This is a genomic window from Rhodococcus sp. YH1, from assembly GCF_009939605.1.
Lineage (GTDB): Bacteria > Actinomycetota > Actinomycetes > Mycobacteriales > Mycobacteriaceae > Rhodococcus > Rhodococcus aetherivorans.
In genome coordinates, this window is the sequence record NZ_WVTE01000243.1 from 1 (window position 1) to 25054 (window position 25054).

Below are 25054 nucleotides of genomic sequence, written 5' to 3' on the forward strand. Positions count from 1 at the left end.
GTCCGACTTCGCGGAGAAGATCGACGCGAACCCGTCGGCCCTGGTCCAGGCGCTGTTCAACCTCGGTGAGATGGTCACGGCCACTCAGTCGGTGAACGACGAGACCCTCGAGCTGCTCGGCTCGGAGATGAACTACAACGTTCAGGTCGTCAGCCCCGAGGACGAGGACCGCGAGCTGCTCGAGTCGTTCGACATCACCTACGGCGAGGACGAGGGCACCGAGGAAGACCTCGTGCAGCGTCCGCCGGTGGTGACCGTCATGGGTCACGTCGACCACGGCAAGACCCGCCTGCTCGACACGATCCGCAAGGCCAACGTCCGCGAGGGCGAGGCCGGCGGCATCACCCAGCACATCGGCGCCTACCAGGTGATGACCCACCTCAACGGCGAAGACCGGCTGATCACCCTCATCGACACCCCGGGTCACGAGGCGTTCACCGCCATGCGTGCCCGCGGCGCGAAGTCGACCGACATCGCGATCCTCGTGGTCGCGGCCGACGACGGCGTCATGCCGCAGACGGTGGAGGCGATCAACCACGCGCAGGCTGCGGACGTGCCGATCGTGGTCGCGGTGAACAAGATCGACAAGGAGGGTGCGAACCCCCAGAAGATCCGCCAGCAGCTCACCGAGTACGGACTGGTCACCGAGGAGTACGGCGGCGACACCATGTTCGTCGACATCTCGGCGAAGCAGGGCCTGAACATCGACCAGCTGCTCGAGGCCGTGCTGCTCACCGCGGACGCGTCCCTCGACCTGCGGGCCAACCCGGACATGGAGGCGCAGGGCGTCGCGATCGAGGCGCACCTCGACCGCGGCCGCGGCCCCGTGGCCACCGTCCTGGTCCAGCGCGGCACGCTGCGCGTGGGCGACTCGATCGTCGCGGGCGACGCGTACGGCCGTGTCCGCCGAATGGTGGACGAGCACGGCGACGACGTCCTCGAGGCGTTCCCGTCGCGTCCGGTCCAGGTCATCGGCTTCACGTCGGTGCCCGGCGCCGGTGACAACCTCGTCGTCGTCGAGGAGGACCGCATCGCACGGCAGATCGCGGACCGCCGCAATGCGCGCAAGCGCAACGCGCTGGCCGCCAAGAGCCGCAAGCGGATCAGCCTCGAGGACCTCGATGCCGCGCTCAAGGAGCACAACGAGCTCAACCTCATCCTCAAGGGCGACAACGCCGGTACGGTCGAAGCCCTCGAGGAGGCCCTCATGGGCATCGAGGTCGGCGACGAGGTGCGCCTGCGGGTCATCGACCGCGGTGTCGGTGGTGTCACCGAGACCAACGTCAACCTGGCCGCCGCGTCGAACGCCGTGATCATCGGCTTCAACGTCCGCGCCGAGGGCAAGGCCACCGAGCTCGCCAACCGCGAGGGCGTCGACATCCGCTACTACTCGATCATCTACCAGGCGATCGACGAGGTGGAGAAGGCCCTCAAGGGCATGCTCAAGCCGATCTACGAGGAGGTCGAGCTCGGCCGCGCCGAGATCCGGGCGATCTTCAAGTCGTCCAAGGTCGGCAACATCGCGGGCTGCATGGTCCAGTCGGGTGTCGTCAAGCGCAACGCGAAGGCCCGTCTGCTCCGCGACAACAACGTGGTCGCCGAGACGGTCACCATCTCGTCGCTGCGGCGCGAGAAGGACGATGTGACCGAGGTGCGGGAAGGCTTCGAGTGCGGTCTGACGGTCACCTACTCCGACATCAAGATCGGTGACGTGATCGAGGCGTACGAGCTGCGCGAGAAGCCGCGCGACTGACGCAGCCGGACACAACCGACGGCCTCGTCGGCGGCGGTGGGCGAGATGATCGCCCGCCGCCGTCGGCGTGCCGGAGGACCGGCACCGGACGACACCGGAGGGTGGATGTATCTCGGGGCACTGGAACTGGACGTCCTGCTCGGTGACGTGCGCTCGCTCAAGCAGAAGCGGTCCGTGATCCGGCCCGTCCTCGCCGAGCTGCGGCGGATGGCGGTCAGCGCCGCCGAGACCGGCGACCAGGACCTCTACCGTCGCGCCGAGATCGGCGTGGCGGTGGCCGCATCGGCGGTGCCCTATCTCAACGAGGTGCTCGACACGTGCGAGCGGCTCGTCGCCGGCCGCCCGGAGTTGCAGCTGCTCTCCGTGCGGCGAAGAATTTTCGGTCCGGAGGACTGACCGGACCGGTGGAACAAACATGTGGTCGCCGCCGGCGGCCGGGGAGAGGAACCGACTGACATGGCCGATCCAGCACGGGCACGTCGACTGGCCAAGCGCATCGCCACGATCGTCGCCACGGCCATCGATCACGAGATCAAGGATCCGCGGCTGGCGTTCGTCACCGTGACCGATGCGAAGGTCACCGCAGATCTGCACGACGCCACCGTCTACTACACGGTCCGCGGCGAGGACCTGGACACCGAACCCGACCTGGCCGCGGCCGCCGCAGGCCTGGAGAAGGCCAAGGGCGTGCTGCGCTCGAAGGTCGGGGCGGGCACCGGGGTGCGGTTCACCCCCACCCTGACCTTCGTCACCGACACCGTGCCGGACACCGCCCGGCACATGGAGGAACTCCTCGAACGGGCACGGGCCGCCGACGAGGAACTCGCCAAGGCCCGCGAGGGCGCCGCTCCCGCCGGCGAGCCGGATCCCTACAAGGAACCACGGGTGCGTCCCGACGACGGTGACGACCTGTAGCGCACCGATGGCCGAGTCGATCCAGGCCGCCACGGCGGTCGATCTGCGCGACGCCGTCGCGCTCCTCGAGGACGCCACCTCGGTGACGATCCTCTGCCACGTCCAGCCCGACGCCGACACCTTCGCCAGCGGCCTGGCACTCGGCACGGTGCTCGAGCGGCGCGGCATTCCGGTGCAGGTGGCGTTCGCGTCGCCGACCGCCGTCCCGGCGTCGATGCGCGACCTGCCCGGCGGGCACCTGCGGGTGCCCGCCGGGCAGGTGCGCCGCGAGGTCGACCTGCTCGTCACCGTGGACTGCGGCACGGCCGGCCGGCTCGGGCATCTCGCGGACCGGCTGGCAGGCGCGAAGCACACCCTGGTGATCGACCACCACCGCTCCAACACCCGGTTCGGCACCCACAATCTGATCGACGAGGCCGCCGAATCCACCACCGCCGTGCTCGCCGAGCTGTTCGACGAGTGGGGCGTGGAGATCGACGCGGACCTCGCCCACTGCCTGTACGCGGGGCTGGTCACCGACACCGGCTCGTTCCGGTGGGGACGCGCCGGGGGACACCGTCTGGCCGAGCGCCTGCTGGCCACCGGCATCGACGGGGCCGCCATCACGCGACGGCTCCTCGACACGCACCCCTTCGGGTGGCTGCCGATGCTGTCGCGGGTGCTCGCGTCGGCGACGCTCGTTCCCGACGCCGCCGGCGGACGCGGACTCGTCCACGCGACGGTGCTGCGCGCCGATTCGGCGCACCTCGGCGCCGAGGAGGTCGAAAGCGTCATCGACATCGTCCGGACCACCGCCGAAGCGGAGGTCGCCGCCGTGTTCAAGGAGTGCGGCCCGGACGTGTGGACGGTATCGCTGCGCTCGAAGAACGCCGTCGACGTCTCCGTCGCCGCCACCGCCCTCGGCGGAGGTGGGCATCGGTTCGCATCCGGATACACCGCGTACGGCGACCGCGACCGGGTCGTCACGGCGCTGCGCGCGGCCCTGGACTGACGGTGCCGGCGCCGCAACCGCGGGACACCGCCGGCCCGGAACCGGACGCGCCCCCGCAGGTCGTCCCCGAGGCCACCGCCCGGCGCATCCTCGGGCTCACGGTGCCGGCCCTCGGGGTGCTCGCCGCCGAGCCGCTGTACCTCCTGTTCGACATCGCCGTCGTCGGCCGGCTCGGCGCGCTCGCGCTCGCGGGCCTCGCCATCGGCGGCCTCGTCCTCGCCCAGGTCAGCACCCAGCTGACCTTCCTGTCCTACGGGACCACGGCCCGCGCCGCCCGCCTCCACGGCGCCGGCCGGCGCGACGCCGCCGTCGCCGAGGGTGTGCAGGCCACCTGGCTCGCGCTCGGTGTCGGCACCGCGATCCTGCTCGTCGGGCAGGTACTGGCGGAACCGGTGGCCGCGCTGATCGCCGGGGACCCGGAGATCGCCGACGCCGCGGTGTCGTGGCTGCGGGTCGCCCTGTTCGGCGCACCGCTGATCCTCGTCGGGCTCGCCGGCAACGGCTGGATGCGAGGCGTGCAGGACACCGCCCGCCCGCTGCGGTACGTGCTCGCCGGGCTCGCGCTCTCGGCGGTGCTGTGCCCGGTGCTCGTGCACGGCCTGCTCGGCGCCCCCCGCTGGGAACTCGCCGGTTCCGCCGTCGCCAACGTCGCCGGACAGGGTGTCTCCGCGGCCCTGTTCGTCGGGGCACTGCTCCGGGCCGGTGTGCCGCTGCGGCCTCGTCGCGCGGTGATCGTGGCGCAGTTGCGCCTCGGCCGCGATCTGATCGCCCGCAGCCTCGCCTTCCAGGCGTGCTTCCTGTCCGCGGCCGCGGTGGCGGCCCGCTTCGGTGCCGCGGCCGTCGCGGCGCACCAGGTGGTGCTGCAGCTGTGGAACTTCGTCGCGCTCACCCTCGACTCGCTCGCCGTCGCCGCGCAGGCCCTGGTGGGTGCGGCGCTCGGGGCGGGGGCCCGGTCCGGCGCGAAGCGCCTGGCCTGGCGGATCACCGCCTGGTCCACGGTGTTCGCCACCGGCCTGGCCCTGGCGTTCCTGCTCGGCGGCGACGTGATCCCGGCGCTGTTCACCGACGACCCGGCGGTCCTCGAGCAGATCGACGTCGCCTGGTGGTTCTTCGTCGCGCTCATGCCCGCCGCCGGAGTGGTGTTCGCGCTCGACGGGGTGCTGCTCGGCGCCGGTGACGCCGCCTTCCTGCGCACCGCCACGCTCGCGTCCGCGCTGTTCGGCTTCCTGCCCGTCGTCTGGTGCTCGCTGGTGTGGGGCTGGGGGCTCGCGGGTATCTGGACGGGGCTTACGGTGTTCATCGTGTTCCGCATGGCGGCCGTGGTCTGGCGGACCCGGTCGGGGCGGTGGGCCGTCGCCGGTGCGGACCGGCAGATCCGGCGCGAGACGGTACGGGACGAGACAGAAGGGCAGGACCGGTGACGGGGAAACTCTGGGCGGTCAGCGACATCCACGTCGGGCATCGAGGCAATCGCCCCGTCACCGAGGATCTGCACCCCGAATCCCCGGACGACTGGTTGATCGTCGCCGGCGACGTCGCCGAGAAGTCCGACGACATCCGCTGGGCGCTGTCGCTGCTGCGCAGCCGTTTCGCCAAGGTGATCTGGGTTCCCGGCAACCACGAGCTGTGGACCACCGCCAAGGACCCGGTGCAGATGCACGGTGCCGCCCGGTACGACTACCTCGTGACGATGTGCCGCGAACTCGACGTGCTCACCCCGGAGGACCCGTATCCCGTGTGGCACGGGGAGGGTGGGCCGGTGACGCTCGTGCCGATGTTCCTGCTCTACGACTACTCGTTCCTGCCCGAGGGCACCACGACGAAGGCCGAGGGCCTGGCGCTCGCCCGCGAACGCAACGTCGTCGCCACCGACGAGTTCCTCCTCTCACCCGACCCGTACGTCACCCGCGACGTGTGGTGCCGCGTGCGGCTCGACGACACCCGCAAGCGCCTCGACGCCCTCGACCCGGCGCTGCCGACGGTGCTGATCAACCACTTCCCACTGGTCCGCGAACCCACCCGGATGCTGTTCTACCCGGAGTTCTCCCTCTGGTGTGGCACCACCGAGACCGCCGATTGGCACCTGCGCTACCGCGCGTTGTGCGCCGTGTACGGACACCTGCACATCCCGCGCACCACGTACTACGACGGCGTCCGCTTCGAGGAGGTCTCCCTCGGCTACCCACGGGAATGGCAGCGCCGGGGTCTGCCCGAGCCGCTGCTGCGCCAGATCCTGCCGGTGCCGGAGTATCCGCCGGGATCGCTGAACAAGTGGGGCGGGCACTTCCGGGTGACCCCCGAGATGGAAGCCGAAGTCGAGAAGATGCGTGCTGAGCGCGCTGCACAGAACACGCGCACTGGGGAGCTGCGATGACCGACCCGACGACCTCGACCCGCACCGGGCTGATCACCCGGATCCTGCCCGACGGCATCGCCGCCGCGGAGTTGTTCGAGGACCCGCCCGGCCTGCGGCCGCACCCGCAGGAGGAGGCGCTCGTCGCCCGTGCGGTGGACAAGCGGCGACGGGAGTTCGCGGGGGCGCGGCACTGCGCGCGGCTCGCCATGCGGCAGCTCGGGATGGAGCCCGGGCCGGTGCTCAAGGGCGACAAGGGGGCGCCCGTATGGCCGCGGGGAGTCGTCGGCAGCCTCACCCACTGCGACGGTTACCGCGGCGCCGTCCTGGCCTACGCGCTGCAGGTGCGGTCGCTGGGGATCGACGCGGAGCCGCACGGTCCCCTGCCCGACGGGGTGCTCGAGGCGGTGTCCCTGCCGCAGGAGCGCACCTGGCTCGCCGGCACCGGGCCGAGCCTGCACTGGGACCGCCTGCTCTTCTGTGCCAAGGAGGCCACCTACAAGGCGTGGTTCCCGCTCACCGGGCGCTGGCTGGGCTTCGAGGACGCCCACATCACGTTCGAGCGCGACGGCGCGGCCACCGTACCGGGCGCGGCCGCGTCGGGCACGTTCCGTTCCGACCTGCTCGTACCCGGCGACACCCGCGACGGTGCGCCGCTGTCGGCGTTCGACGGGCGGTGGTTGATCGCCGACGGGCTGGTGCTCACCGCGATCGTCGTGCACTGACACCGGGGCCGCCGCGGCAGGTGGCAGAATCGGGCCCCGTGTCTGCCTCCGAGAACCCCGCCCTTGCCCGTGCCGGCCTGCTCGTCGTCGACAAGGACCCGGGTATGACCAGCCACGACGTGGTGGCCCGCTGCCGGCGGCTGCTCGGCACCCGCAAGGTCGGTCATGCCGGCACCCTCGACCCGATGGCGACGGGCGTGCTCGTGCTCGGGGTGGAGCGCGCGACGAAGATGCTGGGCCTGCTCGCCCTCACCACCAAGGCGTATTCGGCGACGATCCGGCTCGGGCAGAGCACCGTCACCGACGACGCCGAGGGTGAGGTGCTCGCGACCACCGACGCCTCCGCCGTCGCGGACGAGGCGATCGCGGCGGCCGTCGCCGCGCTCACGGGGGAGATCTCCCAGGTGCCCGCCAGTGTCAGCGCGATCAAGATCGACGGCAAGCGCGCCTACGCCCGGATGCGCGAGGGGGAGACCGTCGAGCTCGCGGCCCGGCCGGTCACGGTCTCGCGGTTCGAGGTGCTGTCCCGGCGGACCACCTCGGACGGGTTCGTCGATCTCGACGTCGAGGTGGAGTGCTCGTCCGGCACCTACATCCGGGCGCTGGCCCGGGATCTGGGGGCCGCCCTGGGCGTCGGCGCGCACCTGACGGCGCTGCGGCGCACCCGGGTCGGCCCGTTCGGGCTCGAGCACGCCCGCACGCTCGCCCAGCTCGAGGAGAGCCCGGCCGTGAGCCTGGACATCGATGCAGCCGTCCGCACCGCGTTCCCGTGCCGCGACGTCACCGCGGCGGAGGCGGAACTGCTGGCGAACGGCCGGTGGCTGGATCCGGTGGGGATTCCCGGCGTGTACGCGGCGATCGACCCGTCCGGCCGGGCCGCGGCGCTGCTGCAGGAGAAGGGCAAGCGGGCCTCGGCAGTGTTCGTCGTGCGCCCGGCCACCATGTAGCGGTGTGTCCTTCGGGCTGCTCCCGCCGCCCGAAGGACACACCGGCGGCGCGGCCGCCTACACCAGCCAGATCGCGTCGGCCGCGGGATGCCCGAGGTCGACCGTGGTGCCGCCGTCGCCGCCGATACGGACCGAGACGGTGCCCGCGAAGTCGCGGCGTTCGACGACCCGGATGTCGGTGTCGAGGGCTATGCCCACGTCGTCGAAGTAGCGCAGCATCGCCGGGTCCGCGTCCGAGATGCGGGCGACGCGGCCGTGCTCGCCGTCGACGAACGCGCTGAGCTGCCGGGCCGGGGGAGTGGGGATCGTACCGTCGTCCGCCGGGATCGGGTCGCCGTGCGGGTCCCGCTCGGGATGGCCGAGCTTGGCGTCGATGGCGGTGACGAGCCGGTCGGAGACGGCGTGCTCGAGGACCTCGGCCTCGTCGTGCACCTCGTCCCAGCCGTAGCCGAGTTCCTGGACCAGATACGTCTCGAGCAGACGGTGCTTGCGGACCATGGCCACGGCGGCGGCGCGCCCGGAGTCCGTGAGGGAGATCGCGCCGTAGCGGGCGTGGTCGACGAGGCCCTGATCGGCGAGCTTGCGGACGGCCTCGGAGACGGTCGACGCCGACACTCCGAGCTTCTCCGCGAGCAGCTTCGTCGAGACCTTCTCCCCCGACCATTCCCGCACGGTCCAGATGATCTTGAGGTAGTCCTGCGCGACCGGCGTCAGCGTGTCCGCCGTCGCCACCTCGGTCGTCCCGCTTCTCTCGCCCACGGGGACAGCTTAGGCAAGTCTCACCGCGGATTCATCCGCGTCGCGCAGCCGTGCCCGCCGCCGCAGCGCCCCGGTGATCAGTCCCTGGTGCGGCGAGAAGAGGTAGGCCACCGTGAACACGACGGCCTGCGCCAGGACGACGACACCGCCGGTGGAGGCGTCGGTGTAGTAGCTGACGTACACCCCGGCCGCCGATGTCAGCGCGGCCAGGGTGGGGGCGAGCACCAGCATCCGCGACAGCCGTTCGGTGAGCAGGTACGCCGTCGCACCGGGGATGATCAGCATCGCCACGACGAGGATCACCCCGACGGCCTGGATGGCGGCGACGATGGTGACCGCGAGGAGAGCGAGCAACAGGGCGGACAGCCGGGCCGGGGAGATCCCGAGGGCGTGGGCCTGCCCCCGGTCGAACGCGAACAGGGTCAGGTCGCGGCGCTTGGCGATCAGCACGACGAGCACCACCACCGCGAGGGCGGTGACCTGCCACATGTCCTCGGTGGCCAGGCCCAGCAGGTTGCCGAAGAGCACGTGGTGCAGGTCCACCTGGCTCGGGTTCTTGGAGATCAGGACGACGCCGAGGGCGAACAGCGTCGTGAACACCACGCCGATCGCGGCGTCCTCCTTGACCTTGGTGGTGCTGCGCACGAGCCCGATCAGGGCGACGGCGGCCCCGGCGAACAGCAACGCGCCCAGGGCGAACGGTGCCCCCACCAGGTAGGCCAGCACCACCCCCGGCAGCACGGCGTGGGAGACGGCGTCGCCCATCAGCGACCAGCCGATGAGGACGAGCCAGCAGCTGAGCAGGGCACACACGACCGTGGCGGCCACCGCGACGACGAGCGCACGCTGCATGAAGCCGTACTGCAGCGGTTCGACGATCAGTTCGACGAGGTTCACCGCGCCTCCTGGGGAACGTAAGGGGTCGGCACCAGCGGGTCGACGCCGAAGGCGCGGGCGAGGTTCTCCGGCCGGAGCACCTCCTCCGGGGCGCCGTGCACGAGGATGCGACGCTGCAGCAGCGCGGCCTCGTCGCACAGCGTCGACAGCCCGGCGAGGTCGTGGGTGGCGACGAGGACCGTGTGCCCGGAGCCGGCGAGGTCCCGGATCACGCCGGTCAGCGCCGCCTCGGTGCGCTTGTCCACCCCGGCGAACGGCTCGTCGAGCAGCAACAGGGGAGCGCCCTGGGCGATGGCGCGGGCGACGAAGACCCGCTTGCGCTGACCGCCCGAGAGCTGCCCGATCTGCCGCTGCTCGTAGCCGGCCATGTCGACGCGTTCGAGCGCGGCCCGGACCGCGGCGTGGTCGGCAGGCCGCGGCCGGCGCAGCCAGTTCTGGTGGCCGTAGCGGCCCGTCATCACGACTTCGCCCACGCTGATGGGGAAGTCCCAGTCGACGGCCTCGCTCTGCGGCACGTACGCGACGGCTCCGGCCTTGCGGGCGGTGACGGTGTCGGCGCCACCGATGGACACGGTGCCGGCGCTCGGCCGCACGATGCCCATGATCGCCTTGAAGAGGGTCGACTTGCCCGAGCCGTTGGTGCCGACGAGCCCGCACACCCGGCCGGTGGCGAGGGTCAGGTCGACGCCGTCGAGCGCGGTGACGGTGCGGTAGTGCACGCTCAGGCGGGAGACGGCCAGTGCGGGGGCGGGTGTCGCGGTCATGGGCGCAGCCCTTCGGTGATGGTGCGGACGTCGTGCCGGAGCAGCTCGAGGTAGGTCGGCACGGGGCCGTCCGGCTCGGAGAGCGAGTCGACGTACAGGGTTCCGCCGAACCGGGCACCGGTGTCCTCGGCGACCTGCCGCTGGGCCTTGTCCGAGACGGTGGACTCACAGAACACGGCGGGCACGGCGTTGGCCCGGACGAAGTCGACCGTACGGGCGATCTGCTGGGGGGTGCCCTGCTGGTCGGCGTTGACCGCCCACAGGTACGCCTCGCTCAGGCCGGCGTCGCGGGCCAGGTAGCTGAAGGCGCCCTCGCAGGTGACCAGCGCTCGGTGATTCGGCGGCAGCACGGCCAGGTCGGCGACGAGCTGTTCGTGCACCGCCTGCAGTTCGGCGCGGTACGCCGCGGCGTTGGCGGCGTAGTCGGAGGCGTGCTCGGGGTCGAGCTCGGCGAACGCGGCGGCGATGTTGTCGACGTACGTCTGGGCCGCCAACGGGGACATCCACGCGTGCGGGTTGTGCCGCCCCGCGTAGGCGTCCTCGCCGATCGGCAGCGGCGGCACGCCCTCGCTGAGGACGGCGTGGGCGGCCTCGGTGTCGGCGAGGAACTGTTCGAACCAGCGCTCGAGGCCCAGGCCGTTGTCGAGGACGAGGTCGGCCCGGGTGGCGTAGCGCAGGTCGCCCGGGGTGGGCTCGTAGCCGTGGACCTCGGCACCGACCTTGGTGATCGACTCGACCCGCAGGTGTTCCCCGGCGACGTTGCGGGCCATGTCCGCGAGCACCGTGAAGGTGGTCAGCACCAGGGGGCGGTCGTCGTCGGAACTCTGCGCCGAGCTGCAGCCCGCCAGGATCGCCGTGGCCGCGAACGCCACGGCGATTTTGCGGAGTCCAACGAAAATGTTCGGCATACCGAAATTATGGCGGTGTGCCGTCGGCGTTGTCCATGCGACGCCCCGGGCGAGCCGGAGATGACCGTCCGGCCGCCGGGTCGTAGGCTGCGCTTGTGCAGAGATGGCGAGGTCTCGACGAAATTCCCGCGGATTGGGGTCGTTGTGTCCTGACGATCGGGGTGTTCGACGGTGTGCACCGCGGGCACCAGCAGCTGATCGCGCGGGCAGTGAAGTCGGCGAAGGAACGCGGCACAGCCAGCGTCCTGATGACGTTCGACCCGCACCCGATGGAGGTCGTGCGGCCGGGCAGTCACCCGGCGCAGCTCACGACCCTCGCGCGGCGGGCAGAACTGGCCGAGGAGCTCGGCATCGACGTCTTCTGCGTCATGCCGTTCACCCCCGAGTTCATGAAGCTGTCCCCGGAGCGGTACGCCCACGAGATCCTCGTCGAGCGGCTCCACGTCGCCGAGGTCGTCGTGGGCGAGAACTTCACCTTCGGCAAGAAGGCCGCCGGCAACGTCGACCTGCTGCGCACCATCGGCGAGCGCTTCGGCTTCGCCGTTCAGGGCCTGACCTTGCTCAGCGAACATGCGGTGACGTTCTCCTCCACCTACATCCGCTCGTGCGTCGACGCCGGCGACGTCGCCGCCGCGGCCGACGCGCTGGGCCGCCCGCACCGCGTCGAGGGCGTCGTGGTGCACGGGGACGGCCGCGGCCGCGATCTCGGCTTCCCCACCGCGAACGTCGCGCCGCCCATGTACTCGGCCATCCCCGCGGACGGCGTCTACGCCTGCTGGTTCACCGTCCTCGGCCCGGGCACCGGGGGGCTCGGCACCGTCACGCCGGGGGAGCGGTACCTCGCGGCGGTGTCGGTGGGCACCAATCCGACCTTCTCCGGGCGCACCCGCACCGTGGAGGCGTTCGTCCTCGACGAGGAGGCCGACCTGTACGGCCAGCACGTCGCGGTCGACTTCGTCGAGCGGCTGCGCGGCATGGAGCGGTTCGAATCGGTGGAGGCCCTCATCTCGGCGATGCACCGCGACGCCGAGCGGGCCCGCGAGGTGCTCGAGCGCACTCGCGGCTAGGGCCGTTCCGGTCCGGGCCCCGCCCGGATCGGGGACAATTCCCGGTGTGTCGATACGTCAGTGGCGACACGCGCGCCTGACCTGGGCGGACGCCGCGAACTATCACGAGTCGAAATCGGACCGGCCGACCGACTGGTCCGCCTTCGTCGTGTTCGACGAGCGGGACGGTGCGATCCGCGGCCCCGAGGACGCGTCCGCTCACCTGCGCTCCCGGGCGCATCTGCTGACCGTGCTGGACCGGCGGGTCGTCGAGGCGCCCGGCCGGCTGGACTATCCGTACTGGGTGCGGGCGCAGCTGCCGCCCGAGGAGCGCATCGAGTACCACGAGTGGGCCGGCGGCTCGTTCACCGCGTGCATCGACGCCATCGCGGACCTGTGCGCGGACCCGCTGGACGTCCGGCGGCGCGCGTGGTGCCTGCACGTCTTCGTCGCGGTGTCCGACCCGGACGATCCGGGCGCGACCGTGACGGTCGTCGTGCTGCAGGTCAGTCACGCCGTGATGGCAGGCTCGGCGCTGCCCGCCTTCCTCGGCGCGCTGTTCGGCGCGGACGGGCAACCGCTGCGCGTTCCCGGCCTGCCGCCGGCCGCGGCGCGACCGCAGCACGTCGCCGCCGCGGTCTCGGGTGTGGCGCGCTTCGCCCGCTGGTACCTGCGGCTCGGCTACCTGACGCTCGGCGCGGTCCTGGTGCGGCGCGCGGCGTCGGCGCGGTCCGCGGACGCCCCGACGGTCCCGTCCCCGGCGGCGCGGCCCGCAGCGGTGCTCGCCGGGGCGCCCGGGCCCGACCGGGTGATCCGGATCGTGCGGCCCGACCTGGGCAGTCTCGTCGGCCGGACCTACACCGTGACGGCCATGGGCCTGGCAGCGGTGTCCCTCGCGATGCAGCGTTACTTCGGCGAGCGCGGCCGGCCCGTCGTCGGCGCCCACGTCGCGGTTCCGGTCGCGGTCGGCGCGGCCGGTGCCGCGCTGGGCGTCAATCGGCTGACCGCCGCGATCGTTCCGTTGTGTACCGAGGTCGCCGATCCCCGCGACCGGGTGGCGGCCGTGGCCGACGCGCTCGCCGGCGAACGGCGGGTCGCGACGTCCCCCGAGGTGCTGCACCGCCTCGCGGGTGCGGGCGCGGTGCCGTATCCGCTGTACCGCCGGGCGGCGGACCGGCGCGACCGTGCGGCGGCGGGCGGGTTCGCGGCACCCGCCGAGACCGCGGTCACCAGTGTCGACTGTGGCGCCGACACCGGCTGGACCTACCACGGCGGAACGTTCCGTTTCGTCGCGGGCATCCAGTCCCTCCGCCCGGGGATGGGTCTGGTGCACTCCTTCAGCCGGGCCGGCGAAGCGTTCGCCGTCACGGTCATGAGCTCGCCGCTGCTGATGCCGGATCTCGATCGGTACGCGACCCTCCTCGAGGAGGCGTTCGCCGAGGTGATCGAGGCCACCGGAGGCCGCCGATCCGGCACCGGATCCCGCGGCTGAGGGTGGCCGGGGCCGGCACCTGCCCCTCTGGTACGCTCATCCGCTGGTGTGTGCTGCGGTTCGCGGTGGCCGCACCGACGGGCATCGGCCCGTTCCACGAAGCGCGCGGACGTCATCGATCAGGAGTATCCCAGTGGCATTGACCACCGAGCAGAAGAAGCAGATCCTCGGCGAGTACGGCCTCCACGAGACCGACACCGGATCGCCCGAGGCGCAGGTCGCGATGCTCACCAAGCGCATCCAGGACCTGACCGAGCACCTGAAGCAGCACAAGCACGACCACCACTCCCGCCGCGGCCTGCTGCTGCTGGTCGGTCGTCGTCGCCGGCTGCTCAAGTACGTCGAGAAGGTCGACGTCAACCGCTACCGTTCGCTGATCCAGCGTCTGGGTCTGCGCCGATAGGAGCGCGGCGAAGCGACGACGCGATCTGCGTTCGCTGATCTTTCCGATAGCCAACGAGGCAATGCTTAGACTGAGCCTCGTTGGCTATCGGTGGTTTGGCCGCTGCGCGGCCGGAGGTGGGTGACGTGCCCACCGGACACCGGCAGCGGCACCCGCGGACGGCGACACCGCCCGCGGAACCGTATGCACCGACGGTGTCGGTCTTCGGTAGTGACCTTCCGGACCCGGTCCGGACGGTTTCGATCGACGACCGCCTCCGCACGCTCGGCCCGTGAGACGCGGGCACGGGCGATCGGTGCGCAGCCGCAGCCACGAGGGTTGTGGCGCCCGCGCGGGTACGGCGAAGACGAGAGGGAAGAGAAGAGTAGAGATGACCAGCAATTCAGCAGTCGAGGTCGACGAGGGCGTGTTCGAGTCCGTCGCAGTCCTCGACAACGGGTCCTTCGGCACCCGCCAGATTCGTTTCGAGACCGGCCGCCTCGCCCAGCAGGCCGCCGGCTCCGTCGTCGCGTACCTCGACGACGAGACCATGCTGCTGTCGGCGACGAGCGCCAGCAAGCAGCCCAAGGAGCACTTCGACTTCTTCCCGCTGACGGTGGACGTCGAGGAGCGCATGTACGCCGCGGGCCGCATCCCCGGCTCGTTCTTCCGTCGCGAGGGCCGGCCCTCCACCGACGCGATCCTGACCTGTCGCCTCATCGACCGGCCGCTGCGCCCGTCCTTCGTCGACGGCCTGCGCAACGAGATCCAGGTCGTGGTGACGGTGCTCAGCCTGAACCCGAACGACCTGTACGACGTCGTCGCGATCAACGCCGCGTCGGCGTCCACCCAGATCGCCGGCCTGCCGTTCTCCGGCCCGGTCGGCGGCGTGCGGGTCGCGCTGATCACCTCCGAGGAGAACAAGACCGGCCAGTGGGTCGCGTTCCCGACGGTCGAGCAGCTCGAGAACGCCGTGTTCGACATGGTGGTCGCGGGTCGCATCGTGGGTGGCGGCGACAACCCCGACACCGCCGACGTCGCGATCATGATGGTCGAGGCCGAGGCCACCGAGAACGTCGTCGAGCTGGTCGCCGGCGGTGCGCAGGCGCCGACCGAGACCGTCGTCGCCGAGGGTCTCGAGGCCGCCAAGCCGTTCATCGCGCGGCTGTGTATCGCCCAGCAGCAGCTCGCCGCCGCGGCCGCGAAGCCCACCGGTGACTTCCCGCTGTTCCCGGCCTACGAAGCCGACGTGTACGAGGCCGTCGAGGCCGCCGCGTCGACCAAGCTGGCCGAGGCGCTGACCATCGCCGGCAAGCAGGAGCGCGACGAGCGGACCGACGAGGTCAAGGTCGAGGTCCTCGAGCAGGTGGCCCCCAACTTCGAGGGCCGTGAGAAGGAGATCGGCGCGGCGTTCCGCTCGCTCACCAAGAAGCTGGTCCGCCAGCGGATCCTGCGGGACAAGTTCCGCATCGACGGCCGCGGCATCACGGACATCCGCGCCCTGTCCGCCGAGGTCGCGATCGTGCCCCGGGCCCACGGCTCGGCGCTGTTCGAGCGTGGCGAGACCCAGATCATGGGTGTCACCACGCTGGACATGGTGAAGATGGCGCAGCAGATCGATTCGCTCGGTCCCGAGACCAGCAAGCGGTACATGCACCACTACAACTTCCCGCCGTACTCCACCGGTGAGACCGGCCGCGTCGGCTCGCCGAAGCGCCGCGAGATCGGCCACGGCGCCCTCGCCGAGCGGGCCCTGATCCCGGTCCTGCCCAGCCAGGAGGAGTTCCCCTACGCGATCCGTCAGGTCTCCGAGGCGCTCAGCTCGAACGGCTCCACCTCGATGGGTTCGGTGTGTGCCTCGACGCTGTCGCTGCTCAACGCCGGTGTGCCGCTCAAGGCCCCGGTCGCGGGCATCGCGATGGGCCTGGTCTCCGACGAGGTCGACGGTGAGACCCGCTACGTCGCGCTGACCGACATCCTCGGCGCCGAGGACGCGTTCGGTGACATGGACTTCAAGGTGGCCGGCACGAAGGATTTCGTCACCGCGCTGCAGCTCGACACCAAGCTCGACGGGATCCCGTCGCAGGTGCTCGCCGGGGCGCTGTCGCAGGCGCACGACGCCCGCGCCACCATCCTCGAGGTGATGGCCGAGGCCATCGAGACCCCGGACGAGATGAGCCCGTTCGCGCCCCGGATCACCACCATCAAGGTGCCGGTCGACAAGATCGGCGAGGTCATCGGCCCCAAGGGCAAGATGATCAACTCGATCACCGAGGAGACCGGCGCGAACATCTCCATCGAGGACGACGGCACGGTGTACGTCGGTGCCGCCGACGGCCCGTCCGCGCAGGCCGCGATCGACAAGATCAACGCCATCGCGAACCCGCAACTGCCGAAGGTGGGCGAACGCTTCCTGGGCACCGTGGTCAAGACCACGGCGTTCGGCGCGTTCGTCTCGCTGCTGCCGGGCCGCGACGGCCTGGTGCACATCAGCAAGCTCGGCAACGGCAAGCGCATCGCCAAGGTCGAGGACGTCGTCAACGTGGGCTCGAAGATCCGCGTGGAGATCGCCGACATCGACAACCGGGGCAAGATCAGCCTGGTGCCGGTGCCCGACGAGGACACCGCCGACGCTTCGGGCGAGACACCCGAGGCTCCCGCGGCCGAGGACACGCAGCAGTAGTCCGGCCTCCGAGTCGCACCGCGGCCCCGCACCCTCGGAAGGTGCGGGGCCGCGGCCGTGTTTCCGGGGGAAGGCACGCGTCGGGCATCGGCCGGGTCGCGCCCCGGGGTCCGGGACATTCGCCCCGGCGTGACCGGATCGTTGTACTGTGTTGACGCACAATGTGTTCGGTGACTCCACGTGCCGTATTCCGGGGCGGAACCGTTCGCATGTCCCCACCGCCGGCCCGCCGTGCACCTTTTCCCTCAAAGCGGCTCGCTCGTTGCCTGAGGGTGGTTCTCTGGGGACGTGAACACCGCAACGGAGCGTGTCCCCGGTTCCGGCCGGGGACTGAACCTGGCGCTGGCCACCTGGGTTTCCGCCATCAATTTCTGGGCCTGGAACATGATCGGCCCGCTGTCCACCACCTACGCGGGTGAGCTGTCCCTCAGCAGCTCGCAGGCGTCGATGCTGGTCGCGACGCCGATCCTGGTCGGTTCGCTCGGCCGCATCGCCGTCGGTTCGCTCACCGACCGCCACGGCGGACGGATCATGTTCATCGCGATCTCCCTCCTGTCGATCCTGCCCGTGATCGCAGTGGGTTTCGCGGCCGAGGCCGGGTCGTACCCGCTCCTGCTGGTCTGCGGGTTCTTCCTCGGCATCGCGGGCACGATCTTCGCGGTCGGAATCCCGTTCGCGAACAACTGGTACGAACCCGCCCGCCGCGGCTTCGCCACGGGTGTTTTCGGCGCCGGCATGGTCGGCACCGCGCTCTCGGCATTCTTCACCCCACGCTTCGTGAACTGGTTCGGGCTCCTCGCGACGCATGTCATCGTCGCGGCCGCCCTCGCCGTCACCGCCGGCGTGTGCGTCCTCGTGATGCGCAACTCCCCGGACTTCCACCCGAACACCGACCCTGTCGGACCGAAACTTGCTGCGGCACTGAAACTGCGGGTCACGTGGGAGATGTCGTTCCTCTACGCCGTGGTGTTCGGCGGATTCGTGGCCTTCAGCAACTACCTGCCCACCTACATCAAGACCGTCTACGGCTTCTCCGCCGTCGACGCGGGCGCCCGCACCGCGGCGTTCGCCCTCGCCGCGGTGATCGCGCGGCCGATCGGCGGTGCCCTGTCCGACCGGATCGGGCCCAAGCCCGTCGTGCTCGTCTCGTTCGCCGGGACCGCGGTGATGGCCGCCATCGCGATCCTGCAGCCACCGCCGGAGGTGTGGGCGGCCACCGACTTCATCCTGCTCGCGGTCTTCCTCGGCGTCGGCACCGGCGGTGTCTTCGCCTGGGTCGCACGACGGTCCCCCGCGAAGTCCGTGGGATCGGTCACCGGCATCGTCGCCGCGGCCGGGGGGCTCGGCGGCTACTTCCCGCCGCTGGTCATGGGCGCGACCTACGACCCCGCAGACAACGACTACACGGTGGGACTGGCGCTGCTCGTCGTCACCGCCCTCGTCGCCCTGCTCTACACCGCGGTCAAGCTGAGGGCCCACGAGAACGCCGCGCGCGACACACCCGGGGCCGGCACGACCACCACGACGCGACCCGAAGGGAGATGACGTGACAACCCAGCACACCGGCGGTGCCGCTGAAGAGTTGCTGCGCAGCAGCGGACGGTTCTTCACCCCGGGGGAGATCTCCGGAGACGGCCGGACCGTCACCCGCCGCGGCGGACGCGAAGGCGACATCTTCTACCGGGACCGGTGGAGTCACGACAAGGTGGTCCGGTCCACCCACGGCGTCAACTGCACCGGTTCGTGTTCGTGGAAGATCTACGTCAAGGACGGGATCATCACGTGGGAGACGCAGGAAACCGACTACCCCACGGTGGGCCCCGACCGCCCCGAGTACGAACCGCGCGGCTGTCCCCGCGGCGCTGCGTTCTCGTGGTACACGTACTCGCCGACGCGGGTGCGCTACCCGTACGCCCGCGGCGTGCTCGTCGAGATGTACCGCGAGGCCAGGGCGCGGCTCGGCGATCCCGTTCTGGCGTGGGCCGACATCCAGGGCGATCCCGAACGGCGCCGCCGTTACCAGCGGGCCCGCGGCAAGGGCGGCCTGGTCCGCGTGACGTGGGCCGAGGCGACCGAGATGATTGCGGCGGCGCACGTGCACACCGTCCGGGAATACGGACCCGACCGGGTGGCCGGCTTCTCGCCGATCCCCGCGATGTCGATGGTGTCCTTCGCTGCCGGTTCCCGGTTCGTCGAGCTGATCGGCGGCGTCATGACGTCCTTCTACGACTGGTACGCCGATCTTCCCGTCGCCTCTCCGCAGGTGTTCGGGGACCAGACCGACGTGCCCGAATCCGGCGACTGGTGGGACGCGGCCTACCTCATGATGTGGGGATCGAACGTGCCGGTCACGCGCACACCCGACGCGCACTGGATGGCCGAGGTCCGCTACCGCGGCACGAAGGTCGTGACCGTGAGTCCCGACTACGCCGACAACACGAAGTTCGCCGACGAATGGATGCCGTGCGCGGCGGGCACCGACGGCGCGCTGGCGATGGCGATGGGCCACGTGCTGCTGACCGAGTTCTACGTCGAGCAGCGGGTCCCCTTCTTCGTCGACTACGTCCGGCAGTACACCGACCTGCCGTTCCTCGTGAAACTCGAGGAACGCGACGGCCGGCTCGTCCCGGGCAAGAACCTCACCGCGGCCGACCTCGGTCGGGACGTGGAGAACGCGGCGTTCAAGCCGGCGCTGCTCGACGGTGCGACCGACACCGTGGCGGTTCCGCACGGTTCGCTCGGCTACCGGTACGGCGACGACGGCATCGGCAAGTGGAACCTCGATCTGGGCGACCTCGTGCCGGCACTGACCGTCGCGCATCCCGGCGGCATCGCCGGCGAGGACGCGGTGACGGTGCACCTGCCGAGCTTCGACACGGTCGACGGGCACGGGGCGAGCATCGAGCGCGGAGTGCCGGTGCGGCGCGTCGGAGGACACCTGGTGTGCACCGTGTTCGACCTCATGCTTGCGCAGTACGGCGTCTCCCGTCCGGGCCTACCGGGCGTGTGGCCGACCGGCTACGACGATCCCGCCGTCCCCTACACCCCGGCGTGGCAGGAAGGCATCACGGGAGTTCCCGCCGCCCAGGCGATCCGGATCGCGAAAGAGTTCGCGCGCAACGCGGAGGAATCCGGCGGCCGGTCGATGATCATCATGGGTGCCGGCATCTGCCAGTGGTTCCATGGTGACGCGACCTACCGGGCGGTGCTGGCGTTGCTCCTTCTCACCGGGTCGATGGGCCGCAACGGGGGTGGCTGGGCCCACTACGTCGGGCAGGAGAAGTGCCGGCCCGTCACCGGCTGGGCTGCGATGGCGATGGGCACCGACTGGAGCCGGCCGCCGCGGCAGATGGCCGGTACGTCGTACTGGTACGTCCACACCGACCAGTGGCGCTACGACGGGTACCGCGCCGACGCGCTGGCGAGCCCGCTGGGCCGCGGCCGGTTCCGGGACAAGCACACGATGGACGTGATGACCTCCGCGGTCGCGATGGGGTGGACCCCGTTCTATCCGCAGTTCGACCGCAACACCCACGAGATCGCCGACGAGGCGCGGGCTGCGGGCGTGGACATCCCCGCGTACGTCGCCCGGAAACTCGCGAGCGGCGAGGTGAAACTGTCGGTCACCGACCCGGACAACCCGCGCAACTGGCCGCGGGTGCTCAACGTGTGGCGGTCCAACCTGCTCGGCTCGTCCAGCAAGGGCAACGAATACTTCCTGCGGCACCTGCTCGGGACCGACTCGAACATCCAGGGCGTGCCGACCGGTCCGGACCTGCGCCCGCACGACGTCGCCTGGCCGGACGACCTGCCCGAGGGCAAGCTCGACCTGCTGATGTCGATCGACTTCCGGATGACGTCGACCACGCTGTTCTCCGACGTGGTGCTGCCCGCCGCGACGTGGTACGAGAAGGGCGACCTGTCGAGCACCGACATGCACCCCTACATCCACGCCTTCAGTCCCGCGATCGACCCGCCGTGGGAAACGCGTTCCGACTACGAGGCCTTCGGCGCCATCGCGAAGGTGTTCAGCGCGCTGGCGGCGAAGCACCTCGGAACCCGCACCGACATCGTGCTCGGCACACTGCAGCACGACACGCCGGGCGCGATGGCGTATCCGTCGGGCACGGAGAAGGATTGGCGCGTCACCGGGGAGGTGCCGGTGCCGGGCCGGACCATGGGCCCGCTCGCGGTGGTCGAACGGGACTACACCGCGATCGCCGACAAATGGTCGACCCTCGGGCCGCTCGTCGACACCCTCGGCCTGACCACCAAGGGCGTCACGACACGTCCGGTGCAGGAGGTCGCGGAGCTCGCCGCGACGTTCGGTGTGATGAATTCCGGTGCCGGGGAAGGCCGCCCGGCGGTCACGAGCGCCGAACGGATGGCCGATGTCATCCTCGCGCTGTCGGGCACCTCGAACGGCCGGCTCGCCGTCGAGGGCTTCCGTGAACTCGAGAAGCGCACCGGCCGCCGGCTCGTGCACCTCGCCGAGGGCAGCGAGGAACGCCGCATCACCTACGCCGACACCCAGGCCCGGCCGGTCCCGGTGATCACCAGCCCGGAATGGTCCGGCAGCGAGACCGGCGGGCGCCGCTACGCGCCGTTCACGGTGAACATCGAGGAACTCAAACCGTTTCACACGCTCACCGGCCGCATGCACTTCTACGTCGATCACGACTGGATCGAGGAACTCGGCGAGCAGTTGCCGACCTACCGTCCGCCGCTGGACATGTCGCGCCTGTTCGGCGAGCCCGCCGTGGGCAGCGGCGACGGCGTCGGACTGACCGTGCGGTACCTCACCCCGCACTCGAAGTGGTCGATCCACTCCGAGTACCAGGACAACCTGTTCATGCTGTCCCTCTCGCGGGGCGGTCCGACCATGTGGATGAGCCCGGGGGACGCGGCGAAGATCTCGGTGCGTGACAACGACTGGGTCGAGGCCGTCAACCGCAACGGCGTCGTGGTGTGCCGCGCGATCGTCTCGCACCGCATGCCCGACGGCGTCGTGTACGTCTACCACGCGCAGGAACGCACCATCGACGTGCCGCTCACCGAGACCACCGGCACCCGCGGCGGCATCCACAACTCGCTCACGAGGATCCTGATCAAGCCCACCCACCTGGCGGGTGGCTACGCGCAGACGTCGTTCGCGTTCAACTACCTCGGCCCCACCGGAAATCAACGCGACGAGGTGACGGTCGTACGCCGCCGGTCGCAGGAGGTCACGTACTGATGTCGACACCCACGACCACGATCCGGGAAGCGAGGCCGGCATGAAGGTGATGGCCCAGATGGCGATGGTCATGAACCTCGACAAGTGCATCGGCTGCCACACGTGCTCGGTCACCTGCAAACAGGCCTGGACCAACCGCTCCGGCACCGAATACGTGTGGTTCAACAACGTCGAGACCCGGCCCGGCCTGGGATATCCCCGTATGTACGACGACCAGGAACGCTGGCGCGGCGGATGGATCCGCGACCGGAACGGCCGGCTGCGGCTGCGCGACGGCGGCCGGTGGAACAAGCTGTTCCGGATCTTCTCGAACCCGAAGATGCCGGCGATCGGCGACTACTACGAACCGTGGACCTACGACTACGAGAACCTCACCACCGCGCCGCTCGGCGACCAGATCCCCGTGGCGCCGCCGCGCAGCCTGATCAGCGGCAAGCCGATGAAGGTCGAATGGTCGGCGAACTGGGACGACGACCTCGGCGGCTCGCCGGAGATCGTCCCCGCCGACCCGGTGCTGAAGAAGGTCGGCGAGCAGGTCCGGCTCGAACTCGAACAGACCTTCATGTTCTACCTGCCGCGTATCTGCGAGCACTGCCTGAATCCGTCGTGCGTCTCGTCGTGCCCCTCGGGAGCGATGTACAAGCGTGTCGAGGACGGCATCGTTCTCGTCGACCAGGACCGCTGCCGCGGCTGGCGGATGTGCGTGTCCGGCTGCCCCTACAAGAAGGTGTACTTCAACCACAAGACCGGCAAGGCCGAGAAGTGCACGCTGTGCTACCCGCGCGTGGAGGTAGGCCTGCCCACCGTGTGCGCGGAAACCTGCGTGGGCCGGCTGCGGTACATCGGGCTCGTGCTCTACGACGTCGACCGGGTGCTCGAGGCCGCGTCCGTAGAGGACGAGAAGGACCTCTACGAGGCACAGCGGCAGATGCTGCTCGACCCCCACGACCCGGAGGTGATCGCCGGCGCCCGCGCCGAGGGCATCTCCGACGAGTGGATCGAGGCCGCCCAGCGGTCGCCCGTGTACGCGCTGATCAACACGTATCGGGTTGCGCTGCCGCTGCACCCGGAGTACCGCACGATGCCGATGGTCTGGTACGTGCCGCCGCTCTCGCCGGTCGTCGACGCGGTGACCCGCGACGGCCACGACGGCGAGGACATCGGGAACCTGTTCGGTGCGCTCGAATCGCTGCGCATCCCGATCGAGTACCTGGCGGGACTGTTCACGGCGGGCGACACCGACGCCGTCGAAGCGGTGCTGCACCGGCTCGCCGCGATGCGCTCGTACATGCGCGACATCAACCTGGGCCGGGACACGCGGCCGGACATCCCCGACGCCGTCGGCATGACCGAGGAGCAGATGTACGAGATGTACCGATTGCTCGCCCTCGCCAAGTACGACGAGCGGTACGTGATCCCGACCGCCTACGCGGCCGAAGGCCACCAGCTCGAGGAATCCGCCACCGACTGCGCGTTGTCGTTCGAGGGCGGCCCCGGCATGTACGACTCCGGGCCGTTCGGCGAGGCCAGCGGAGGTCCCGTTCCCGTCGCGGTGGAAACCTTCCACGCGCTCCGGCAGCGGCAGACCTCCGAGGGGATGGCGGCGAACGCGTCGAATCCCTCCCGCGTGAACCTGCTCAACTGGGACGGCAAGGGCGTGCCCCAGGGCCTGTTCCCGGCCGGGCATCGAGTCGAGAACCGGGGGAGCGGGCGATGAGGGGGCTGCTGCGCCGTGGCGCGCGCGACACCGCATCGCGGCACCTGCAGCACCGGCTGATCCGGCAGGCGGCGTCGCTGCTGCTGGCGTACCCCGACGAGCGACTGCCGTCCCGTCTCGCGACCGTCGACCGGCTTCTCGGGCACATCACCGGGGAACCGGCGGAGCTGCTGGGCCGGACCCTCGCCGCCCTGCGCGACGGCGATCCCTTCGCCGCGCAGGCCGACTACGTCGACACGTTCGACATGCGCCGGCGCTCGACGATGTACCTCACGTACTGGACCGGCGGCGACACCCGCAACCGGGGCGCGGCGATCCACGCGTTCGCGCAGGCCTACCGCGACGCCGGCGCGGAGCCACCGCCCGGGGAGGCGCCCGATCACCTCCCGGTGGTGCTCGAATTCGCCGCGACCGTCGACCCGGACGCGGGGGAGCACCTGCTCGCCGCGCACCGCATCCCGATCGACGTGCTCCGGGTCGCGCTCGGCGAACGCGATTCCCCGTATGCGGCGGCGATCGAGGCGGTGTGCGCGACGTTGCCCCCGGTCGGCGATCAGGAAGAGCGCCGCGCCCGGCAGCTCGCGGAGGCCGGGCCGCCGGCCGAGGCGATCGGCCTCGAACCGTTCACCCTCACCGTCCCACCGCGCCGGACCGCAACCGTCTCGGCCCAGACCCGAGCCGAAGGAGTCGACTGACCATGTCCGCAGGGGAGATCTTCTGGGACGTCGTGCCGTACGTCACAATCGCGGTGGTGGTCGTCGGCACGTGGTGGCGCTACCGCTACGACAAGTTCGGCTGGACCACCCGCTCGTCGCAGCTCTACGAGAGCAAGCTGCTGCGCATCGCCAGCCCGATGTTCCACTTCGGCATCCTCGTGGTGATCGTGGGGCACGTCATCGGTCTGCTCATCCCGCAGTCGTGGACCGATGCGATCGGTCTGAGCCAGCACGCTTACCACGTGCAGGCGGTGACGCTGGGCACCGTCGCCGGGATCGCCACCCTCGTCGGGATCCTGTTGCTGATCTACCGCCGCCGCACCCGCGGACCGGTCTTCATGGCCACCACCGCCAACGACAAGCTGATGTACGTGGTGCTCGTCGCCGCGATCGTCGCGGGACTCGCCACGACCCTGATGGGCTCGGGTGTGGTGGGGGAGGAGCACAACTACCGCGAGACCGTCTCGCCGTGGTTCCGCTCCCTCTGGATCCTGCAGCCGCGCGGCGACCTCATGGTGCAGGCACCCCTGTCGTTCCAGCTCCATGCGCTGATCGCCCTGGCCCTGTTCGCGCTGTGGCCGTTCACCCGCCTGGTGCACGCCTTCAGCGCGCCCGTCGGATACCTGTTCCGCCCCTACGTGGTCTACCGCAGCAGGGACGTCGCCCCCAAGGGGCAGCTGGTCGGGTCGCGGCCGCACCGCCGCGGGTGGTGACCGGAAGGGGTGCGCGGCGGCGCGTGTAGTGTGAGATGTTCCGTCCAGCACACCCAC

At 70.7% G+C, this 25054-nt stretch carries 21 protein-coding genes; 17 read left to right on the forward strand and 4 right to left on the reverse strand.

Features of this window, described 5'->3' with window-relative positions; translation table 11 throughout:
* The 8 genes from infB to truB form a co-directional block, all read left to right on the forward strand.
* Window positions 1-1753, forward strand: a 1753-nt coding sequence (gene infB, locus AIIKEEIJ_RS22755) for a translation initiation factor IF-2 (RefSeq protein WP_161996624.1), incomplete at its 5' end; no start/stop codon positions are given.
* Window positions 1754-1858: 105 nt separating this feature from the next.
* The gene (locus tag AIIKEEIJ_RS22760; protein ID WP_029543284.1) at window positions 1859-2149 is read left to right on the forward strand and encodes a DUF503 domain-containing protein; all 291 of its coding nucleotides are present in this window, start codon (window positions 1859-1861) and stop codon (window positions 2147-2149) included.
* Between the two features lie 60 nt (window positions 2150-2209).
* On the forward strand, window positions 2210-2668 hold the full coding sequence (gene rbfA, locus AIIKEEIJ_RS22765; RefSeq protein ID WP_029543285.1) for a 30S ribosome-binding factor RbfA: 459 nt from the start codon (window positions 2210-2212) through the stop codon (window positions 2666-2668).
* Between the two features lie 7 nt (window positions 2669-2675).
* Entirely contained in the window at window positions 2676-3659 is a 984-nt protein-coding gene (locus tag AIIKEEIJ_RS22770) for a DHH family phosphoesterase (protein ID WP_161996625.1), read from the forward strand.
* Window positions 3660-3661: 2 nt separating this feature from the next.
* On the forward strand, window positions 3662-5080 hold the full coding sequence (locus AIIKEEIJ_RS22775; protein WP_161996626.1) for an MATE family efflux transporter: 1419 nt from the start codon (window positions 3662-3664) through the stop codon (window positions 5078-5080).
* On the forward strand, window positions 5077-6033 hold the full coding sequence (locus AIIKEEIJ_RS22780; RefSeq protein WP_006948334.1) for a metallophosphoesterase family protein: 957 nt from the start codon (window positions 5077-5079) through the stop codon (window positions 6031-6033). The genes AIIKEEIJ_RS22775 and AIIKEEIJ_RS22780 overlap by 4 nt, the downstream gene beginning before the upstream one ends.
* Window positions 6030-6737: a 4'-phosphopantetheinyl transferase Npt gene (gene npt / locus AIIKEEIJ_RS22785; RefSeq protein WP_161996627.1), complete on the forward strand. Its 708-nt coding sequence runs from the start codon at window positions 6030-6032 to the stop codon at window positions 6735-6737. The genes AIIKEEIJ_RS22780 and npt overlap by 4 nt, the downstream gene beginning before the upstream one ends.
* Window positions 6738-6775: 38 nt before the next feature.
* Window positions 6776-7684, forward strand: a complete 909-nt coding sequence (gene truB / locus AIIKEEIJ_RS22790) for a tRNA pseudouridine(55) synthase TruB (protein WP_072635119.1) — start codon at window positions 6776-6778, stop codon at window positions 7682-7684.
* 57 nt (window positions 7685-7741) lie between these two features.
* Here the strand turns inward: truB and AIIKEEIJ_RS22795 are convergent, their stop codons facing one another.
* Genes AIIKEEIJ_RS22795 through AIIKEEIJ_RS22810 form a run of 4 tightly spaced genes read right to left on the reverse strand, consistent with a single transcriptional unit; the run spans window position 7742 to window position 11012 of the window.
* Complete coding sequence (locus AIIKEEIJ_RS22795) at window positions 7742-8416, reverse strand: iron dependent repressor, metal binding and dimerization domain protein (RefSeq protein ID WP_161996635.1); 675 nt, start codon at window positions 8414-8416, stop codon at window positions 7742-7744.
* 36 nt (window positions 8417-8452) lie between these two features.
* Complete coding sequence (locus tag AIIKEEIJ_RS22800; RefSeq protein WP_006948325.1) at window positions 8453-9340, reverse strand: metal ABC transporter permease; 888 nt, start codon at window positions 9338-9340, stop codon at window positions 8453-8455.
* On the reverse strand, window positions 9337-10104 hold the full coding sequence (locus AIIKEEIJ_RS22805; protein WP_006948323.1) for a metal ABC transporter ATP-binding protein: 768 nt from the start codon (window positions 10102-10104) through the stop codon (window positions 9337-9339). The genes AIIKEEIJ_RS22800 and AIIKEEIJ_RS22805 overlap by 4 nt, the downstream gene beginning before the upstream one ends.
* A complete protein-coding gene (locus AIIKEEIJ_RS22810) occupies window positions 10101-11012 on the reverse strand; it encodes a metal ABC transporter solute-binding protein, Zn/Mn family (RefSeq protein WP_161996628.1) in 912 nt (303 codons plus the stop codon). Before AIIKEEIJ_RS22810 ends, AIIKEEIJ_RS22805 begins: the two co-directional genes overlap by 4 nt.
* A gap of 95 nt (window positions 11013-11107) precedes the next feature.
* On the opposite strand from AIIKEEIJ_RS22810, the gene AIIKEEIJ_RS22815 reads away from it, so the two are divergent.
* The 9 genes from AIIKEEIJ_RS22815 to narI all read left to right on the forward strand — a co-directional run bounded on the left by AIIKEEIJ_RS22815 (window position 11108) and on the right by narI (window position 24997).
* On the forward strand, window positions 11108-12079 hold the full coding sequence (locus AIIKEEIJ_RS22815; protein ID WP_006948316.1) for a bifunctional riboflavin kinase/FAD synthetase: 972 nt from the start codon (window positions 11108-11110) through the stop codon (window positions 12077-12079).
* Window positions 12080-12125: 46 nt separating this feature from the next.
* Entirely contained in the window at window positions 12126-13550 is a 1425-nt protein-coding gene (locus AIIKEEIJ_RS22820) for a wax ester/triacylglycerol synthase domain-containing protein (RefSeq protein ID WP_161996629.1), read from the forward strand.
* Window positions 13551-13683: 133 nt separating this feature from the next.
* Window positions 13684-13953 (forward strand): 30S ribosomal protein S15, encoded by a 270-nt coding sequence (gene rpsO, locus AIIKEEIJ_RS22825; protein ID WP_003935677.1) that lies wholly within the window; start codon window positions 13684-13686, stop codon window positions 13951-13953.
* Window positions 13954-14323: 370 nt separating this feature from the next.
* A complete protein-coding gene (locus AIIKEEIJ_RS22830; protein WP_161996630.1) occupies window positions 14324-16615 on the forward strand; it encodes a polyribonucleotide nucleotidyltransferase in 2292 nt (763 codons plus the stop codon).
* A gap of 288 nt (window positions 16616-16903) precedes the next feature.
* Window positions 16904-18160 (forward strand): nitrate/nitrite transporter, encoded by a 1257-nt coding sequence (locus AIIKEEIJ_RS22835; protein WP_006948306.1) that lies wholly within the window; start codon window positions 16904-16906, stop codon window positions 18158-18160.
* A gap of 1 nt (window position 18161) precedes the next feature.
* Window positions 18162-21851, forward strand: a complete 3690-nt coding sequence (locus AIIKEEIJ_RS22840) for a nitrate reductase subunit alpha (protein ID WP_161996631.1) — start codon at window positions 18162-18164, stop codon at window positions 21849-21851.
* Between the two features lie 40 nt (window positions 21852-21891).
* Window positions 21892-23568 (forward strand): nitrate reductase subunit beta, encoded by a 1677-nt coding sequence (gene narH, locus AIIKEEIJ_RS22845; RefSeq protein ID WP_161996632.1) that lies wholly within the window; start codon window positions 21892-21894, stop codon window positions 23566-23568.
* The gene (gene narJ, locus AIIKEEIJ_RS22850; protein ID WP_006948303.1) at window positions 23565-24263 is read left to right on the forward strand and encodes a nitrate reductase molybdenum cofactor assembly chaperone; all 699 of its coding nucleotides are present in this window, start codon (window positions 23565-23567) and stop codon (window positions 24261-24263) included. The genes narH and narJ overlap by 4 nt, the downstream gene beginning before the upstream one ends.
* A 2-nt stretch (window positions 24264-24265) precedes the next feature.
* Window positions 24266-24997 carry a respiratory nitrate reductase subunit gamma gene (gene narI / locus AIIKEEIJ_RS22855; RefSeq protein ID WP_161996633.1) on the forward strand — a complete coding sequence of 244 codons (732 nt, stop codon included), beginning with the start codon at window positions 24266-24268 and terminating at the stop codon, window positions 24995-24997.
* Window positions 24998-25054: the final 57 nt, after the last annotated feature.

Excerpts from the sequence above, each read along its gene's own strand:
- AIIKEEIJ_RS22760 (WP_029543284.1), top strand. The coding sequence starts at position 1,859 with ATGTATCTCGGGGCACTGGAACTGGACGTCCTGCTCGGTGACGTGCGC.
- rbfA (WP_029543285.1), top strand. The coding sequence starts at position 2,210 with ATGGCCGATCCAGCACGGGCACGTCGACTGGCCAAGCGCATCGCCACG.
- AIIKEEIJ_RS22770 (WP_161996625.1), top strand. The coding sequence starts at position 2,676 with ATGGCCGAGTCGATCCAGGCCGCCACGGCGGTCGATCTGCGCGACGCC.
- npt (WP_161996627.1), top strand. The coding sequence starts at position 6,030 with ATGACCGACCCGACGACCTCGACCCGCACCGGGCTGATCACCCGGATC.
- AIIKEEIJ_RS22805 (WP_006948323.1), bottom strand. The coding sequence starts at position 10,104 with ATGACCGCGACACCCGCCCCCGCACTGGCCGTCTCCCGCCTGAGCGTG.
- AIIKEEIJ_RS22810 (WP_161996628.1), bottom strand. The coding sequence starts at position 11,012 with ATGCCGAACATTTTCGTTGGACTCCGCAAAATCGCCGTGGCGTTCGCG.
- AIIKEEIJ_RS22830 (WP_161996630.1), top strand. The coding sequence starts at position 14,324 with ATGACCAGCAATTCAGCAGTCGAGGTCGACGAGGGCGTGTTCGAGTCC.
- narH (WP_161996632.1), top strand. The coding sequence starts at position 21,892 with ATGAAGGTGATGGCCCAGATGGCGATGGTCATGAACCTCGACAAGTGC.
- narJ (WP_006948303.1), top strand. The coding sequence starts at position 23,565 with ATGAGGGGGCTGCTGCGCCGTGGCGCGCGCGACACCGCATCGCGGCAC.
- narI (WP_161996633.1), top strand. The coding sequence starts at position 24,266 with ATGTCCGCAGGGGAGATCTTCTGGGACGTCGTGCCGTACGTCACAATC.